Below are 17,599 nucleotides of genomic sequence, written 5' to 3'. Positions count from 1 at the left end.
CATTAGAAAGAAATGCTATGTCAAAGAAAGTAACAAAAGGGCAAGGGTGGAGTTTAGTTTCAGCGACAACAGAGGAAACCACGAAAGTAACATCGCTAAGTCCTCAACAGCAAAAGGTTAAAATTTTTGTCGAAAAACGCAAAAAAGGAAAAGTAGTCACAGTGGTGGACAATATAGTGCTCAATGATAAAGATATGAAAGCTCTGAGCAAAAAGCTCAAAGCGGCATGTGGCGTAGGAGGAACCGTTGGAAAAGAGCATATAGAATTACAAGGTGATTGTTGTGAAAAAGTCAAAGCATGGTTACAAAAAGCAAATTGGGGGGTAGCGTAATGAAAAAGTGGCATGTAGTACGTATTTTTATCTCATCTACTTTTCGCGATATGCATGCCGAGCGCGAAGAAATCGTTCGTGGTGTTTTGCCAGCGTTGCGCGAAGAGTGCCGTAAACGCAGAGTGTTAATTGAAGACATTGACTTGCGTTGGGGCGTTCTTGAAGATCAAATGGCTGTGGATGTCTGCCGCCAGGAGATAGATCGTAGTTCTATCTTTGTTTGTTTATTGGGAGAGCGTTACGGTACGATACCACAAAACAGCGACATTTCCATCACCCACGATGAAATACAATATGGAATTTTCGACAGTAAAGAACAACGCAAGTGTTTTTTTTACTTACGTAAAGAACAGGCAAGCGAGCAAATCCCCGAAGATAAACGCAGTGACTACTGGGAAACAGTAGATTCAAAAGAGGCACACAAACTACAAGAACTCAAACAACAAATCAAAGACAGTGATCATTCCGTCTACGAATATAACTGTGATTGGGATACCGAGAAAACGTGCTTATGGGACGAATCGTTAACCGGTTGTTTTTCGAATTTACAACCGCTTTCCCAGCAAATGTTGCAAGACTTATGGAACGAAATAGATCGCCAATATCCCGAAGACCGCGACGAAATAGTCAATCCTCTCGCAGAAGAGCAACAAGCAATGGATTACTTCATTGCCCTCAATACCAAAGTTTACGTCGGACGGCAAAATTCTTTTGCGGAGTTACATAGTTTTCTTGATTCTACACACAACTACCTAATGGTTACCGGAAGCTCGGGAAGTGGAAAATCAGCATGCCTCGCCAAGTTTTGCAGCGAATACTCAGAAAATCGCACACAGCTTTTGTATCATTTTGTAGGTGCAAGCGCTGATTCTACCGACATTACCCGCTTATTACAGCGTATGTGCTATGCCCTTAGCGAAAAAGAAAATATTCTATACAATCGCGATTATCACAAATTGCGTAAATTATTTGGCGACTTGTTACGTGGTAGCAGTGAAAAAATTGTCATCGTCATTGATGCCGTCAATCAATTGCAAGATTTTTATGAGGCACACCATTTACATTGGCTGCCAGAAGACCTTCCACAAAACGTAAAAATTATCGTGAGTACCTTGCCAGGTGTCAGTGAAAAAGCCCTACGCCAAAGATTTCAAGCACAACATTGTCACCTGGAGCCTTTGACTGTAGACGACCGTAAGCAGTTTATTCATGATTATTTGGCACAATACGGCAAAGTGCTTGACGAAGAAAGCGTCAACTTTTTGGTACAGAAAGAAGAAAGTGCCCATCCTCTTTATCTAAAAGTGGCCTTAGAAGAGTGTCGAACCCTAGGTGGAAATGAAATATATCGCGAAATTCGCGGTATTCTCGCCAACCTTCCGCAAGACGTTTTGGGACTATTCATGCGCATGTTCGAACGCCTGGAAAAAGATCCGATGTTTAGCGAAGACTTGATACAAAAATTTTTATGTGCGCTCGCTTTAGCCCGCGGTGGTTTACAAATAGGTGAATTGCGTATCATGCTGCGTCGCGAAAATGAAGAGCGTTTGCCTGCACTTGTGTGGGCACGCCTTTATCATTTGCTATCATCTTACTTAGTTATACGCGGTGAGCGTTTAAATTTCTTCCATCAGCAAGTCTACGAAGCGGTAGAAAAAAAATACGATAACTTTGCCAATAGTACCCATAAACTTTTAGCAAAATTTTTCATGGAACAGCAATTTGATTATGTCCGCACTCTAAACGAATTGATTTATCACTTGACTTTGTCAAAACAATGGGACAAAACGTTTTCCACTTTAACCAACTTAGAATTCATAGAAAACAAATGTTCGTATGCGATGGTTTATGAACTACTGCAAGACTACAAAATGGTCGTGGAACACATGCCTTCGGGTATTGGCCACGACACTCTACACGAATTACAACAAGCCCTACAAGATGAATTTCACAATGTCTTGCGTTTTCCACAGTTGGTATTCCAACAACTTTACAATCGTTGTGCTACCAACACTAATTTGCGTGACTTATGGAAAAAAGGAAAAGAAAAATACAAAAACAACCTCATTTCGCTAATCGCACGTCATCCACAACAACTCACCAAAGATTCGCCTCTACTACAAACATTACCGAATAATGAACACTCTGTAATCGCCATTGATAGCAATGCCGACAACTCCATTTGGGTATCTGCTGGAGCAGACAACGAAGTGAAGATATGGAGTTCTCCACAACGCCAAATACTACGTACGCTATGTGGTCACACAGGTATGATTACCAAATTGTGCTTGTCACAAGACAATTCGTTTGTGGCATCGGCCAGTCGCGACGAGACAATTCGCATTTGGAATACCACAAATGGCGACGAAGTACAAAAACTCGAGGGGCATACACCCACAACAAGTTTGTGCTTTACAGCAGACAATGAATTTTTGTTATCCACGGGAATGGACAAAAGATGTTTGTTATGGGACTGGAAACAACAAAAAATTCTAAAAGAAGCGGTACTCAAGAATGAAATTACCGCCGCTATTTTTAACGGCAAAGAAGTCATATGCGGTTGTAAGAACGGTGACGTTTACATTTTAGACGAAGAGCTAAATGTAAAACATGAAATCAATGCACATCCAAAGGGAATTTATGCTCTCGCATTGACCGCAAATGGTTCCATCTTAGTTTCAGCAGGCGAAGATCAAGCGATCAAGGTCTGGGATTTCCAAACCAGTACCGCCAAACTCACGATCCAAGAGCACGAAGACTGGATTTATGATCTAAAAATTTCTCCTAAAGGTAGTCATATTGTTTCCGCAAGTGGCGACAAGACCATCAAAATTTTTAACATAGAAACAGGGGAATGCACCGCGACGCTGTTTGGACATAGCGACTGGGTTTACAATGTGGCATTTGTCGACGATACAACGTTAATTTCGTGTAGTGAAGATAGCACAATCCGTTTCTGGGATATCACGCGTGCCAAATCTGAGTCGCGCATTGGTCATAGTAGTCATGTTTCGTCCATCGACATCAATAAAAACACTCAACAAGTTATGACCGCGAGTTTCGATAAAAAAGTGATGTTATGGAACTTACAAGGAGAAATGATACAAACATTCGCTACGGTAAATAAAGCTCTACAAAAAGCCATATACTCTCCTGATTTCAAAAAAGTACTGGCGGTTGGCGACGATTCCATTGTCCATATTTGGGACGAAAATGGTGAAGAACGCCAAATCGACTCTGGACAAGAAGTTCGCATATTTTCAGCATGCTTCTCTCCTGATGGTGCAAAATTTGCTTCGGCAAGTCGCGATTGTAGTGCAAAGGTATGGAAAGTAGACAGTGGTAACGAATTGTTAAAGGTCAAACAGGAGGATGGGCTTGAAGATATTCAGTTTGCCAAAAGCGGTAAGCATTTTGCAACGTGTGGACGCGACAAACACATTTGTGTTTGGGATGCCCAAAGTGGCGAGCGCGTCGCACGTTACTTAGCACACCAACTTTCTATTGAGCAAGTTTGTTTTGCCAATGGCGATGATTGGATTGTATCTGCTGGTCTTGACAATGTAGTAAAAGTCTGGGAGTGGCGCAACACACTTCTCATGGTAGAGTGGCAACACCCCGCATCTGTTTATTGCATTGACATGGATGAAAACGATCGTTTTATCGCCAGCGGTAGTGCAGACAAAACCGTACGCATTTTCGACACGAAATACCACAAAGAGGTGGCAATGTTTGTGAGCGAAGGAATGGTCAATGCCATCAAACTACATAATAATTTACTAATAGCAGGAGATGAAGGAGGTATCGTGTATTTTTGCGATATCAGCCGGTTACTAGATTCATAGGAGACAACATGATACAACCTGGAAAAAATAATTGTACAAACAACAAAGACGATAATTGTAATTTAATTGTCCTTACCGGAGGACCAGGAGCAGGAAAAACCGCAGTACTGGAAATTTTAAATCGTCAGTTATGTGAGAGTGTCGCCATTCTCCCCGAAGCGGCAAGTATCATTTTTAGTGGCGGTTTTTGGCGACTGTCTAGCACCTCGGCGCAGATCGCAGCACAAAAAGCTATTTTTTTTGTACAACGTGAGATGGAAAACTTGGTCCTCGCCGAAGAATCTTGGACAATGGGACTTTGCGATCGTGGAACCTTAGATGGATTGGCGTACTGGCCAGAAGAAGAAGATAGCTATTGGAAAACTTTTTCCACCACGCGCGAAAAAGAGTACGCGAAATACAAAGCGGTTTTTCACCTGCGTACCCCTAGCTTAGAACAAGGTTATAACCACCAGAACCCTGTGCGCAACGAAAGCGTAGATGAAGCAAAAAAAATCGATAAACGCATAGAAGAAGTGTGGAAGGACCATCCAAATTATTTTATTATCAATAGCGCCGATTCTTTTGTGGAAAAGGCCAATGCCGCTTGTAAAAAAATTATCGATTTTATTCCAGAGAGTTGTCGCCATAAGTAAAATAAAAGATATGGTCAGATATTGACCATATCTTTAGTTATTTGCGTTTACAAATATTCGCTATTGTCTGCGAACTATCTGCAAACGCAAATAATTACCGGTGTCGATAAAAAATATTGCGTAGATCGTTGAGGAGTTGTTCGCGATCTTGCGTTGTATAAAAATAGTAATGTGAACCATTGTTCCCGTGTGGGAAATGCATATGGCTTTGTGATGCAATCATATTTAGTTCTGCACGCCCCGCAAAATAGACAAATATAGCGATGAAAACCAACATGGGATTCATAAAAATTCCCACAATTCCCATAATAACCGCCGCCCAAGTCCCCACCTCCACCGCTTTTTCCGTTGCGCTGAGGAGACTCATTCTTTTCGCTAAAATTGCTCGCAAAATTCTCCCACCATCCATGGGAAATGCGGGCACTAGATTAAATAACATCAATATCACATTGACCGCGACTAAGTACATGAAAATATGCACATTCCACAAAGAAGATGCCACAACAGCCAAAGGTAGTAGTAAAAGTGCAATGAAAAAATTTACCAGAGGACCCGCGATCGTCACACGTAGTTCAACGTCGGGATTAGAAATCGGTGCAATACTTGCAACTCCGCCAATGGGTGTTAAAGTAATGTTTTGTACATGTACACCGTAATGCTTTGCCGTAAGACAGTGCCCATACTCATGGAGTAATACACAAACGAATACTAGTAGTAAAAAAAATACCACTTGTACAGCAAATAAAATGCCCACAGACAATGTATACATCAACCCCAAAAAGCCGACAAAAACAAAGAACAACATGTGTATGAACACATCTATTCCCCAAATTCGTCCTAGATAAAAAGATTTTGTTAACGAATTCATAAAATCTCCTAGAAAATGGATGATGTTTGTTACCAGTTACTTACTTTCTCGCATGCAAATTTGATGCCGGTTGAATATATTTGCTTTGATTTCCAAAAATACTTGACATAGAGACAAATTTATACTAATTTACTGAAAAAAATATGCTGCCAAATTATACACTTAAATTGTGTACATATGACAAAATGCATTTATATGTTGAGGAAAATTTCATGAGAATTGTAAAACAACTTGCTGTTTTTTTAGAAAATCAACCAGGGGCATTACTTCGTGTAACAGAAGATTTAGCAAAAAATAGTATTAATATACTTGCTCTTGCCGTCTCCGATACAGTGGACCATGCCGTAGTAAGACTCGTTGTTGATGAACCTAAAAAAGCGACCCATTTACTGGGAGAAGCAGGCGTATTGGTTGTAGAAAACGATCTAGTTGAAGTAAATGTAGCAAACGACCCTGGACAATTGACCAGAATTTGCAAAACGCTAGAAACTATCGGAAGCAACATCGAATATGCTTATGGCAGTGCTCCTAAAGATGGTAACTCTCTTATTTATTTGAGAATAAAAGACGCTGAATCAGTATTGGAAAAGCTGAAGAACGAAGATTTCTAAATGCTTTTAGGGATGTACTTCTCAAAGTATTTTGAGAAGTACATATCGACATTGGATTCGCAATTACTTTTAGGCAAACTACAAACGTAAGCGTAAAAAATGCAAAATAAAAACGAAATAAAATTTGATTTAGTAAAACCGCTTCCACACGAGTTATTTGACAAAGATGCTTTAAAAGTCTACCACCGCTTAAAGCGCAACCGCTTCACCACATATTTTGTCGGGGGCTGTATACGCGACTTGCTATTGGGGAATCCGCCTAAAGATTTCGACATAGTAACCTCCGCGCGCCCCAAACAAATAAGAAAACTATTTCACAATAGTAGGATCATAGGTCGTCGCTTTCGCCTGGTAAATGTATTTTTTGGCAAAAAAGTCATTGAAGTAACAACTTTTCGCAAAACCCCTTGGGAAAATGGTGAACCAGAAAACCAAAAGAAGTTGCTCATTCAAAACGACAATTTCTTTGGCAGTGATGAAGAAGATGCCATGCGTCGCGACTTTACAATAAATGCTTTATTCTATTGTCCTGACGAGCGTGTAGTTGTTGACTACACAGGCGGATTGGAAGACTTACAATATGGAAAAGTTCGCACAATAGGCGACTCGAAAATACGACTCGCGGAAGATCCGGTGCGAATTATACGCGCAATAAAATTTGCCGCATGTCTTGGTTTCGAAATGACTCCAGACTTATACAAAGCGGTAATACAGTGCTCACATTTTTTAGAAAGAACCCCACCGGCACGTATTTTACTAGAGATGTTGAAGGTTTTGAGAACGAGGAAAGTATATTTTTGTTTCGATTCTCTTCTAAAAAGCGGAGTACTTGAGGTAATTTCTCCTGATTTGGGCAATATTTTACATCAATCGCGAACAGAGCCTTATCGCTTATTACATCGCTATTTTCGCGCCTTAGATGCACTTGCTGACTCAGATCGTTCAGAACTAAAGGATGAAACACTATTTACGATTATTTGCTGGAGTATTTTTATTCACAAAAACCAAAAAGGGCGTAAGATGTCTTTTGAAATTTTTGAAAATGCTCTAGAAGATACCAAAAATAAACTCTCGCTATCGAAAAGATTGCGCCAAAGTATTTTTAATATCATCATATTACAAAACATCTTTGATCGTAAAATTAAGAAAAAAATTCCTGCCAACTCAATTCCGGATATGGAAGCGGCGATACAAGTTCTTAAAATTCGCATGTTGATGGGAGATGTTAGCGAAAAAAGCTATCATCACTGGTTGGCAAAAAGCCAACGCTTTTCATAAGCGTTTAGCTTAGTTTACATTTAAATTTGCTACTATTCCCACTTTTGTGGGGAGCAGCAAATTTAAATTTACCCGCAAATCACCGACACATCCCAACTGCAATCACAAAATATTCATTTCTCGCGACAAAATCATCAAATTGGCATAGTATTTGACTATATAAATATCATACTTAACAGAATATAATATAAAAAAGCGTAGAGACAAGTAAAAATGGGCAATAGCTCTACTTAATACTGTTAAAACTTAACCTATATATGAATCAAAATATTATTGAAATAGATTTTGTCAGGGGAAAAAAATGAATGCAACACAAATAAATGAAGCTATTTCACAAGTACCAGAAGAAGTTGTCAAAGCAATAGAAATGAATTTATTGAAAAAACTAGAAACAATGGGTATTATCAAAGCATGCCCAGTTGGTGTACATGAAGCGTGTAGTAGCACAAACAAAAAATTCGTTGGAGACACGTGCGTTTGTTCTAACACTACACAATTCTAACAATGCACATGAATATTACTTGATAAACATCTCTTCGTTTTCTCCGATCAATTTGAAAACACAAATTGATCGGAGAAAACCTATTCTTGAAGTATTTTTACAAATTTGTCCATATCAATACTTCCCCCGGTTAAAATACAAACGCATTTCCCACGCTCGTCTTGTGGTACCTGAAGCGCTGCTGCAAATGCAAGAGCCCCTGAGGGTTCAATGATCATCTTGTGCTCTATCGCCAATGTGCGAATCGCTTTCTTAACGTCTTCTTCTGTGACAAGCACAACTTTATCACTTACATGTGCCAAGAGCGGATACATCTCTTCGGTGATGTACGGTACAGCAACACCATCACATATCGTTTGACACTCTACACTACTCGGCTTTTGCTTTTGTATACTTGTATGTAGCGCTGGGCATCCAAGTGGTTCGACTGCGTAGATTTGCACATGGGGATGGGCCTGCTTGATGTAGCCCGCAACGCCAGCAATCAGTCCTCCTCCTCCTACAGGAACAAAAACCGAATTTACGTCTTTCATATCACGTAAAATTTCAATACCAATGCTCCCATGTCCCATCATCACGTCACGATTTGTCCATGGGTGGATAAACGCATACGGATCACTGTTCCAACGCTGCTCTTTTAGATAGGCAAACACCTCATCCATACTCACAAGCATTGGTGTACCGCCGTATTTTTTTACCATATCTATTTTTGTTTGCGGAGCGGTGTCTGGCATAATACTATAAGCAGGAACACCGAAATACCTCCCGCTCCACGCCAAAGCTTGCGCAGTATTACCAGCACTGACAGTACTAATACCTTGTTGGCGTTCCTTTTCACTAAGTTGTGATACCGCATGAAAAACACCACGTATCTTAAACGAATTGATGACTTGATGAATCTCTGGCTTCAAAAAAACGTCGTCTCGGTGCTTAACAACAGGTGTGTGCGTAACGACACTCCCAATCTTGTCATACGCACATAAAAAATTTTCCACTGTCGGCAATTGCATATTGCGAACTCCTAACCAAAAATTAGACAGGAGGGAATTTTTCCTCCTGTCTAATTTTCATTAACAATGCGCCCCGGTGCCTTTCAGTTTGAGTTCTTCGGCGCGGTAGTCTTCAAACATTTCGGAAAGCAACTGTACTTGCTCATTGATCTTCGGCATATCTAAAGTCGTAAATTGATAGTTATCTTTAACAACTTTACCTCCGGCAATCACATATTGTGCTTCGCTACCATCGGATGCCCACACTAAATTTTCCAAAACATTGTTAATTTTTGACGGTGTCAGATTTGGTCTTGTTGTGTCAATGAGAACCATATCTGCATCTTTGCCACTTTCTAAAGAACCGGCATTAAGACCCAATAATTTTGCTGGCTCCACAGTGATCATTTCCATTACTTTTTGCGCAGGCATAAGTCGCGCGTTGCGATGAAAAGCTTTTTGGTACTGCGATGCTAACCGAGCCGCAGAAAGTATATTTTGACTATCGGCGCTACCCGAACCATCCGTAGAAATCACCACTTCAATTCCGCTCTCTAGCATTTCAATTACCGGAGGAATTCCCGAACCAAGAATAGTGTTTGCCAATGGGTTATGCACGATTTTCGTTTGGGTGTCTTTGAGTATTTCTAAATCTTTTTTCGTGCACTGTACTTGGTGAGCAAGTACTGTATTTGGCCCTAGAAAACCGAGCTTTAAGCCGTATTCTACCGGTGTCATTCCGTATTCTTTTTTAAACCACTCTGTGGTATTGTATTCTTCGGAACTGTGGATGTGGATAAGAGAATTATTGCGATCCGCCCAGCCCTTTAAGGCTTTTAATAGATCGGGGCCATTGGAAAAAAATTGATCGGGTCCGGGAACAACACGTGTACGCGTCAGATGCGAAAATCGTTCTTTATTTTCCTCAAGGCGCTTTACCGCGTCTTCTGGAGAATCGAGAATCGCGTCGTAATAATGACGGTCTTGGCTTCCCACAGCAACAATCATGTTGGTCGCGGCAGTTTCATTGGCCTCAACGATATCGGCAACGTGATATTTATTGTAGTTACAGTGGTGCACCATCGAGCTGGTAATGCCATAATAGATATCATCCACACGTGCTTTTAAATATGTAGCTAAGTGCGGACGAACGCCCAAAGTATCTTCTAGTAATTGCTTTTTTTCCTGCATAAACTTACCAAATATATTTACCGCACCATCCAACCATTCCGTAAGTGGCGCATCTTTAACAATACCGATTAATGGCGATTCATGGTCATGTCCATGAGCTTTAATAAAACCAGGTAATAGCACACCTTCGAGTTTCACAAAATCTTGTAAGTGGCGCGCGACTTTATTATTGTTACCAACTACTTCGATATGATGGGGAAAACGTTCTAGAAGGCTTTTTCCCAGATCATCATTGAAAGCACCTACTTCGAGTATTCTTTCTCCCTCGAAAAGAACATAACCATCTTCAATCCGCGTTTCACGTCCTATTTGATCACTGAACGGAATCAAAAATTTACTGCGTATAAATTTCTTCATCTCTACCTCACTATTTTCAAATTTGCCGACTTATTTTTTGCATATTTTACCAAAATTTTGTGTGTAATGGTACTCGTGACCACAATTTTCTATTTTCTTCAAGTCGTGTCTGTTATATAATGCGACACAGAAAAAGTTAAATGTGTAATTTTTGTGCATTTACAACAAATATTCTGAGGAGAGTCTATGAAGAAAGTGCCTGCCGCACTGCTAAATAAAATATTTACTTTATCCCCTATCGCGATGTGCCTTCTCACAATAGAAAAAAAACAAATTGCCTTTGCAAACCAAGCTTTTTTTGAACTAGTGGGCTATTCGCAAGAAGATGTCGAAAATACTTCGTTGCAAGACCTCATTTATAAAAAAGACTTTCGTAAAATTGTCAAGCGTATCGACTGCTTACCCGATGACAATTATGTTTACGAAGAGTTGCGTATTTTAAGTAAGGGAAAATCTTGCAAAGATATAGAAATTGCGATTCGTAAAATTGCCCATAGTAAAAAACATTATTTTTTGTGTACATTTCACGATATCAGCTGTTTCAAGGAAAGTGATCGTAACTTACAAAGTAAAATTCAGGAAGAACAGGAAAAAACATTAAAAACAGTGAAAGGTATTATCCGCAACCGCCTTCTTCTGGAAAAAATACACGTTGCTCCTGTCCTTTTACGAGAAATTTGCAAATGCAAAGATGTCGACACTCTAGCGCAAAAAACCGTAAAGTTAATGTGTCATGGCAGTGGATTGCAGTATGCTTCGGTGAATATACTTCTCGCAGAAGGTGAATTTTTACAGGTTAAACATTCGAATACCTCACAACCATTGCAAAAATTTCATTTACAAAAACAGCACAAATTTGCGCAAGTTTTTCGCGGAGAAACAAAGATATCCTCAGAAGAAACAGGAGAAATCACCGTTGCCATTCCATCCCCTGTGGATTCATTGGGAGTTTTGCAAATATTCTTAAGTGAAAAAGAACGATCTCTCATCGAAACCAATAGCAATCTTCTGCAATCGCACCTCGACTTGGTCGAATGTCTAGCACAATTTATAGGTCTTATACTACATAATTTACAACGCAGCTCACAAATAAGTTTGCAATCGCATCATGGTATTGTGCTTCTACAAAAAGAACTTGCGACAAAGATAAGCGCCGAGGAAGATTTTTGCATAATGCAAATACATTGGAGTAGTTTTGACGAAGATCTACTAAACTATCTACAAGATATGGAAGAACTTCATGGTGAGTTGTCGAAAAATATATTGTCGTTTAAACCGACAGGCAGTATATTATTTAATGTAGGGCAAAAAGATTTTTTCTTGATAGTGCCTTCTAAACTCATTCGCTCTGAGAGTGCAGAAGCAGAAAATATTTACCGTAAACTAACACAAGAAAGCTATGTTGTTAACGAAAATACCATTCAGCCTAAAATAGCGGTGGCTGCCAGAACCATAGATGAAGAAGTAGAACCGCGAGATATATTGATTTCGCTACTACATTGCATAGATGAGTCCAAGAAAAAAAGTAGCGTATTCATCTGGGATGGCAAGGTAAAACCCGTGCGCCAACGCGTAAAGCGAAAACTTCAATAGGATAGTGTATGATGAGAGCAACATTTTTAGTCGTATTTATTGTGATATCAAGTAGCCTATTCGCTGAAAAATGGGCATTGTGTGTGGGCATAGACCGTTATCCACAAATGGCAAATATGCCAAACTTGACCCACAGTAAAAATGATGTGCGCCATACAATAACGACATTAGAATCGTGCGGTTTCGCCAGTGAAAAAGTGGTTTCCCTGGTAAATCACAACGCAAATATTGGCAATATTCACCGTGCTTTTCGCGACTTTTTATCCCAAGCAACCACGGAAGATTTAGTGGTTATTTACTTTGTAGGACATAGCTTCTACAAAAACGATCGTGTGCATTGGTTGTTAAACAATAGCTCACTCGATGAAATAGAGCGTACTGCTCTCTCTCACCAGCAATTAGGTTTTTTAATACAAAAATACTTAACGGCAAAAAATATTTTTATTTGTAGCGACGCTCGCTACCACAAAAGTTCCTTCGGAAAACCGCAACGGCAAATTCATGATTACGTAAACAACCGTAACATCTGTTTTTTGCAATCTTCCAGTTATCGCGAACAAAGCCATGCGCGAAATGGGCGTAGCATATTCAACTACTTTTTTGAAATCGCTATGCGCGGTAAACCATACTTGCACCGTAATGCCGATCACAACAACGATCAAAAAATTACCATTTCTGAGTTGAGCAACTTCTTAGTGTGGTCTTTGAGTTTCTGTGGTTATTCACAACATCCTGTGGTTAAAGGGCGCAATTTTTATACCATAAACACCGTTCCCAAGACAGCCGCAAAATCAACAAATCAAAACCGCAAAGGGTGGTTTGGAGAAAACATGCCTGAGGGAATGGAAAAAGCTCCACAACGCGGTTTTTACCATTGGCAAACAGACAAAAGTCTGATGGTTTTTATTCCACAAGGTAAAACAACCACAGGAACTTCGCGCAAAAAATTACAAGAGCTACGTAAAGAATTACCGGCACTACGCGAAGAGTTACAACTGTATGCATCGCTTTTGCAAGACGAAGAGAGTTTAAAAACCATTTTAGCCAATACACTACAAGAAACCAATATATCCATTCTAAAAGTAAACAATCGCATGAATGCGATTTCGCAACAAATAAAGGGCTTCGAAGAAACTCCGGATGTCGATGAACCACAATTACCCGTTGACATTGCCATGCAACAACACATAAAAGAACATATTTACTATAAAACCTCTCAGTCTATTTTGCGAAAATGTTATCGTGACTTACAAGTTGCACGCAAGAAATTACGTGAAATTGAGCAAGACATTGGTTATTTACAACAATTAGAAAAATTGAAACCCTATGCTGTGTTTCTCACAAATACCCACAATATCAAAAGCTACTACATTGATGTTTATGAGGTAACTAACCAACAATATTTGCACTTTTGCGATGAAACTTCACGCCCTTATCCCCCGAATCCATGGTGGCAAGAAAATTACTTACTAGATCTAGGTAAACACCCTGTAGTGAATGTATCGTGGAAGGACGCGGTGGCGTACTCGTTGTGGAGTAAAAAGAGCTTACCCACAAACGTACAATGGGAAAAAGCGGCGCGCGGCCCACAAAAATTTAATTTTCCATGGGGAAATGAGTTGCCATATTTAAAGATCGTGAACGCCTCAGTTCCTCCTAAACCCAATAATTTTAACCAACAATACCCGCTTTTCTATCCACAAGTGGTGGATTCTTTTGCCGCAGGGCGCTCTTTTTATCAGTGTCATCATATGGCGGGAAATGTTTGGGAATGGTGTATCAATACACCTGTAGGACGCTTTAGGGCAAACCATGAATACCGGATCATGAAAGGCGGAAGTTTTAATAGTAGTGATGTCATGATCACCACATGGTTTTCTCAACCAGTACACGTCGACTCTCGCAGAAGCGATTTGGGATTTCGTTGCGTTGTGGAGATAGAGTAATGCAAAACCGAGACATGTCACAACTCCCTTACCTGATAAAACTTATGGATGATGACTCTCCGCAAATCCGTCAAACGATCATGAACAAAATATCACAACTTGGCAACGAAGTTTTAGAGGAAATTGAGAAACAGCAACTCCCTATTTCGGCGAAAAACTACCGACAAATAGAACAGCTATTTACCAAACGCTATCCCAAACCGCCGAGTGTCGAAAAACAGTGGTTGAACGTTCTACGTACCACGAGTAGTATTGAGCGCCTCGCAAAATTTTGCCAACTTATTATGCTTTTGCAAGGTGACAAACAAAGCCTACGTGTAGCGTTAGAGAAAATATGCCGCTTGTATTCCCCTAACGAAAATAACGCGGTAGCCCTAGCCGAGTACCTATTCATTAAGCGCAAGATACAATATGCCTCTTGCGACTTTGACGACCCGCGACGCGAAAATCTTTACCATGTAACCACACAAAAATTGGGTAGTCCACTCAGTTTATTGGTTTTGTACATGTTAACCGCTCATATGCTAGACTTTGAGGTCAAAGGTGGCTTCCTTCGCGGAAATTTTTTCGCCTGCACAGAAGATGATATGATCGTTGAATTTCACAACTTGGGAAACGCCGTTCCCCTGGAAAAATTTTGTCGCGAAAACAGCATAGAAAAACGTGATCTTATCATCAATATAGACACCATCATACTACAATTACTCGATCAACTGTTAACCGCATACGAGAGCAAAAATAACTGGGAAAAACGCAATCAAGTATTGCAACTCACCAATGACTATGCAATGTATCTAGAGCAATTGAACATCACCGCAAAAAAAATTGTCGATTCCCAGGTAAAATTCCGTATAGGACAAATAGTCGTGCACAAGAAATACGGCTACCGCGGTGTCATTGTAGATTTGGATCTACAGTCCAACAAACAGACACAAGATATATACCTAGGCTCGCAACCATGGTATCGCGTTCTAGTACACAATTCTCATCAAAATACTCACATCCCACAGTGTAATTTAATGAAAGATGACCAACTTAAAGAAGTCATTAATCCGTTGGTAAACTATTTTTTCGACGGTTTCCATGACGGAATTTATCACCGCAACAACCGTCTATGGAAAAACGAGTAATTTCATGAGACACTGGGTAATCGGCGACATCCACGGATGCGCAAATGCTTTACAAGCACTGCTAAACACAATCCCTCTAAGTGACTCAGATGCCATTATCACTGTAGGTGATTATGTTGACCGCGGCCCAAATTCTTATGGCGTCATCGAACAATTGCTGCACATTGTTAAAAGCCACCGCCTGTATCCCTTACGTGGAAATCATGAAATTATGATGTTACGCGCCAGAGACAATAGCGATGACTATGAAGAATGGTTACGAAATGGTGGAGACAAAACCCTAGCCTCATACTCACCACTAGGCGACGCGGGAAACATACACGACATCCCTGATCACCACTGGTCGTTTTTGGAAAACTGTCTTCCCTACTATGAAACCATAAATCATTTTGTGGTGCATGCCAACGCATATCCAGACTATCCACTTAACGAACAACCCGATTACATGTTGTACTGGGAAAGGCTAAACATTGCCGCCGCGCATATGTCTGGCAAAACAATGATTTGTGGTCACACTCCGCAAAAGACAGGTCTTCCACAACAACAATCACATGCCGTTTGTATAGATACATATGCTCACGGTGGTGGCTGGCTGACATGCCTGAATCTAGAAACGTTCAAATATTGGCAAGCAAACCAACAACAACAAGTACGCAGCGATTATTTACCATTGTTCTTACCATAAGCAGCGTAATAAATATACAGTTTTATCACCTATCACTAACCTTTGAAAAAAATACAGATTTTTTTATTGCGACAACGATGTCCGATTACTATAATGTAATTGAGTAAAATTAATTTATTGGCCTAAAAACAGGATATTATGTTAGAAAGTAACTATGAAATACATTATCACACTTTTATTATGTATAGGAAGTGTTCTGGGAGAAACAATAATTGTTAGTGTACCTTTGGGTATCTCTACATTATCTTCCACAGACCAAGATGTAGTTAGTGGTTTTCTAAGTAGCGGTGTGCAATCCGTAGACTCTCAACTGCAAAATTTGGACTTCGCAAGTGACCTTCACCTTAATATCTCTGGAACAGATACTTTTACAACAGATACTGTCTTTACAACCAACATAAGCGTACTGCGCGAAAGCCCTGAAGTCATTTCCATTGCACAAGAGTTGGCAAACGCCGAGCAATCAGTTGCGGAAGCGGAGGTATCTGTGGAACAAGCGGAACAAAGTTTTTCGGAAGCAACAGATGATCTTCAAGAAGTAAGAGATGCTAGAGCCAATCTTCGCGCCGAAAGACAAGAGTTACGCAATGCGCGTCGTGGTCTTCGCGAAGCGAGAAGACTAGCCCAACAGTTGGGAGAACCTGAAGCAGAACAAATCCTTGCCGATGCGGAGCAGATCCTAGAGGAAGCAGAAATTGCCGTAGAAAATGCCGAATTGGCCTTAGATGAAGCAGGTAACGTCGCAGATGCAAGAAGCGAACTTACCACTGCGCGGCAACAACTGAGAACCGCCAGAGGTGAATTGCGCAGTGCCAACCGCGATTTCCGCGTTACTAATCGTGATTTAGAGCGCACTATTCGCAACCAAGACCCCAATGAACTAGCCGATATATTGCTATCCGTTGAAGATATTCGGACAATTTCGGCAGGAGATGGTTTTAATTTTGACATTTTTGTTGATGCAGACAATTTTGAAATATTTAGCAACCAAATACTAAGACAATCTTTTTCCGACGAAGTTCTTATTTTCAGAACCTTCATCGAAATATCTGCCAATGGAATTACCAATGCGGTAGCAAATGGTAACGAAACACTAAATTTTACCGCGACCATTCCCGAATCCTCTACTTGGTATATTTTGCTAATAGGTATGCTCTGTTTGCTTCAAGCGCATCATGTGCGAAAATAAGTATTGCCTATCTCATCATCAAAAATTCGAGCAAACCGTAATAAAAAATTCTACTTCTCAGACCGTTCCTTATTTACGTATTTTTGGAAAATGTCGTAGCAATAAGCATAGCCTAACAAAAAAAACCACCAAGCAATAAGTCCGACAAACAAAGGAGCTAACACCATAAACGCAATGACAACTTCCTTAATATGAATAAGATTTTCCGAAAACAACCCCCCCAAGCAAACCGCTGCGCTCAACAAGGCAGCAAATAATCCGCAGGTAATAGAAATAACCCATTGAAGAATTGCGTATTTTCCCGTTAGACGGCACGCTTTTAAAATTTTCATCCTTGATCACTCCATTACAACACACAAAAAGTTAGACAAACAAACTATACATTTAGATAGAATGTAACGTTACGCTTTGCATTGATATTTTGATGACTATTTCATGAATGATAGGC

General features: G+C 40.2%; 15 protein-coding genes. 11 read left to right on the top strand and 4 right to left on the bottom strand.

Annotated elements, in window-relative coordinates; all coding sequences use genetic code 11:
• Nucleotides 1–17: 17 nt before the first annotated feature.
• The 3 genes from UABAM_RS03545 to UABAM_RS03535 are packed head-to-tail and all read left to right on the top strand — an operon-like array spanning nucleotide 18 to nucleotide 4,812.
• The gene (locus UABAM_RS03545; protein ID WP_151966624.1) at nucleotides 18–332 is read left to right on the top strand and encodes a translation initiation factor; all 315 of its coding nucleotides are present in this window, start codon (nucleotides 18–20) and stop codon (nucleotides 330–332) included.
• Nucleotides 332–4,177, top strand: a complete 3,846-nt coding sequence (locus UABAM_RS03540) for a DUF4062 domain-containing protein (RefSeq protein WP_173013116.1) — start codon at nucleotides 332–334, stop codon at nucleotides 4,175–4,177. The genes UABAM_RS03545 and UABAM_RS03540 overlap by 1 nt, the downstream gene beginning before the upstream one ends.
• 8 nt (nucleotides 4,178–4,185) lie before the next feature.
• On the top strand, nucleotides 4,186–4,812 hold the full coding sequence (locus UABAM_RS03535; RefSeq protein ID WP_151966622.1) for an ATP/GTP-binding protein: 627 nt from the start codon (nucleotides 4,186–4,188) through the stop codon (nucleotides 4,810–4,812).
• A gap of 94 nt (nucleotides 4,813–4,906) precedes the next feature.
• On the opposite strand, the gene UABAM_RS03530 is transcribed toward UABAM_RS03535, so the two are convergent.
• On the bottom strand, nucleotides 4,907–5,680 hold the full coding sequence (locus UABAM_RS03530) for a site-2 protease family protein (protein WP_151966621.1): 774 nt from the start codon (nucleotides 5,678–5,680) through the stop codon (nucleotides 4,907–4,909).
• A 212-nt stretch (nucleotides 5,681–5,892) separates the two neighbouring features.
• Here UABAM_RS03530 and UABAM_RS03525 point away from each other — a divergent pair, with 212 nt between their 5' ends.
• The 3 genes from UABAM_RS03525 (at nucleotide 5,893) to UABAM_RS03515 (ending at nucleotide 8,071) form a co-directional block, all read left to right on the top strand.
• The gene (locus tag UABAM_RS03525; RefSeq protein ID WP_173013115.1) at nucleotides 5,893–6,291 is read left to right on the top strand and encodes an ACT domain-containing protein; all 399 of its coding nucleotides are present in this window, start codon (nucleotides 5,893–5,895) and stop codon (nucleotides 6,289–6,291) included.
• 99 nt (nucleotides 6,292–6,390) lie between these two features.
• Complete coding sequence (locus tag UABAM_RS03520; RefSeq protein ID WP_151966619.1) at nucleotides 6,391–7,569, top strand: polynucleotide adenylyltransferase PcnB; 1,179 nt, start codon at nucleotides 6,391–6,393, stop codon at nucleotides 7,567–7,569.
• 301 nt (nucleotides 7,570–7,870) lie between these two features.
• A complete protein-coding gene (locus UABAM_RS03515; protein WP_151966618.1) occupies nucleotides 7,871–8,071 on the top strand; it encodes a hypothetical protein in 201 nt (66 codons plus the stop codon).
• An 80-nt stretch (nucleotides 8,072–8,151) separates the two neighbouring features.
• Here UABAM_RS03515 and UABAM_RS03510 read toward each other — a convergent pair whose 3' ends face one another.
• Both UABAM_RS03510 and UABAM_RS03505 read right to left on the bottom strand, forming a co-directional pair.
• Complete coding sequence (locus UABAM_RS03510) at nucleotides 8,152–9,081, bottom strand: threonine ammonia-lyase (RefSeq protein ID WP_151966617.1); 930 nt, start codon at nucleotides 9,079–9,081, stop codon at nucleotides 8,152–8,154.
• 60 nt (nucleotides 9,082–9,141) lie between these two features.
• The gene (locus UABAM_RS03505; RefSeq protein WP_151966616.1) at nucleotides 9,142–10,608 is read right to left on the bottom strand and encodes an amidohydrolase family protein; all 1,467 of its coding nucleotides are present in this window, start codon (nucleotides 10,606–10,608) and stop codon (nucleotides 9,142–9,144) included.
• Nucleotides 10,609–10,794: 186 nt separating this feature from the next.
• Here UABAM_RS03505 and UABAM_RS03500 point away from each other — a divergent pair, with 186 nt between their 5' ends.
• The 5 genes from UABAM_RS03500 to UABAM_RS03480 all read left to right on the top strand — a co-directional run bounded on the left by UABAM_RS03500 (nucleotide 10,795) and on the right by UABAM_RS03480 (nucleotide 17,151).
• Nucleotides 10,795–12,201: a PAS domain S-box protein gene (locus UABAM_RS03500; protein ID WP_151966615.1), complete on the top strand. Its 1,407-nt coding sequence runs from the start codon at nucleotides 10,795–10,797 to the stop codon at nucleotides 12,199–12,201.
• An 8-nt stretch (nucleotides 12,202–12,209) separates the two neighbouring features.
• Nucleotides 12,210–14,147 (top strand): SUMF1/EgtB/PvdO family nonheme iron enzyme, encoded by a 1,938-nt coding sequence (locus tag UABAM_RS03495; protein ID WP_151966614.1) that lies wholly within the window; start codon nucleotides 12,210–12,212, stop codon nucleotides 14,145–14,147.
• Nucleotides 14,147–15,277 carry a heat shock protein HspQ gene (gene hspQ, locus UABAM_RS03490; protein ID WP_173013114.1) on the top strand — a complete coding sequence of 377 codons (1,131 nt, stop codon included), beginning with the start codon at nucleotides 14,147–14,149 and terminating at the stop codon, nucleotides 15,275–15,277. Before UABAM_RS03495 ends, hspQ begins: the two co-directional genes overlap by 1 nt.
• A gap of 4 nt (nucleotides 15,278–15,281) precedes the next feature.
• Nucleotides 15,282–15,962, top strand: coding sequence for a metallophosphoesterase family protein (locus UABAM_RS03485; RefSeq protein ID WP_151966612.1), 681 nt, complete (start codon nucleotides 15,282–15,284; stop codon nucleotides 15,960–15,962).
• 154 nt (nucleotides 15,963–16,116) lie between these two features.
• A complete protein-coding gene (locus tag UABAM_RS03480; RefSeq protein WP_151966611.1) occupies nucleotides 16,117–17,151 on the top strand; it encodes a hypothetical protein in 1,035 nt (344 codons plus the stop codon).
• Nucleotides 17,152–17,201: 50 nt separating this feature from the next.
• Here UABAM_RS03480 and UABAM_RS03475 read toward each other — a convergent pair whose 3' ends face one another.
• Nucleotides 17,202–17,483, bottom strand: coding sequence for a hypothetical protein (locus tag UABAM_RS03475; protein WP_151966610.1), 282 nt, complete (start codon nucleotides 17,481–17,483; stop codon nucleotides 17,202–17,204).
• Between the last annotated feature and the right edge of the window lie 116 nt (nucleotides 17,484–17,599).

Source organism: Candidatus Uabimicrobium amorphum, from assembly GCF_009002475.1.
Taxonomy (GTDB): domain Bacteria; phylum Planctomycetota; class Uabimicrobiia; order Uabimicrobiales; family Uabimicrobiaceae; genus Uabimicrobium; species Uabimicrobium amorphum.
The sequence above is the reverse complement of the archived record's forward strand: the minus strand, read 5'-3'. Positions and strand labels throughout refer to the sequence as shown.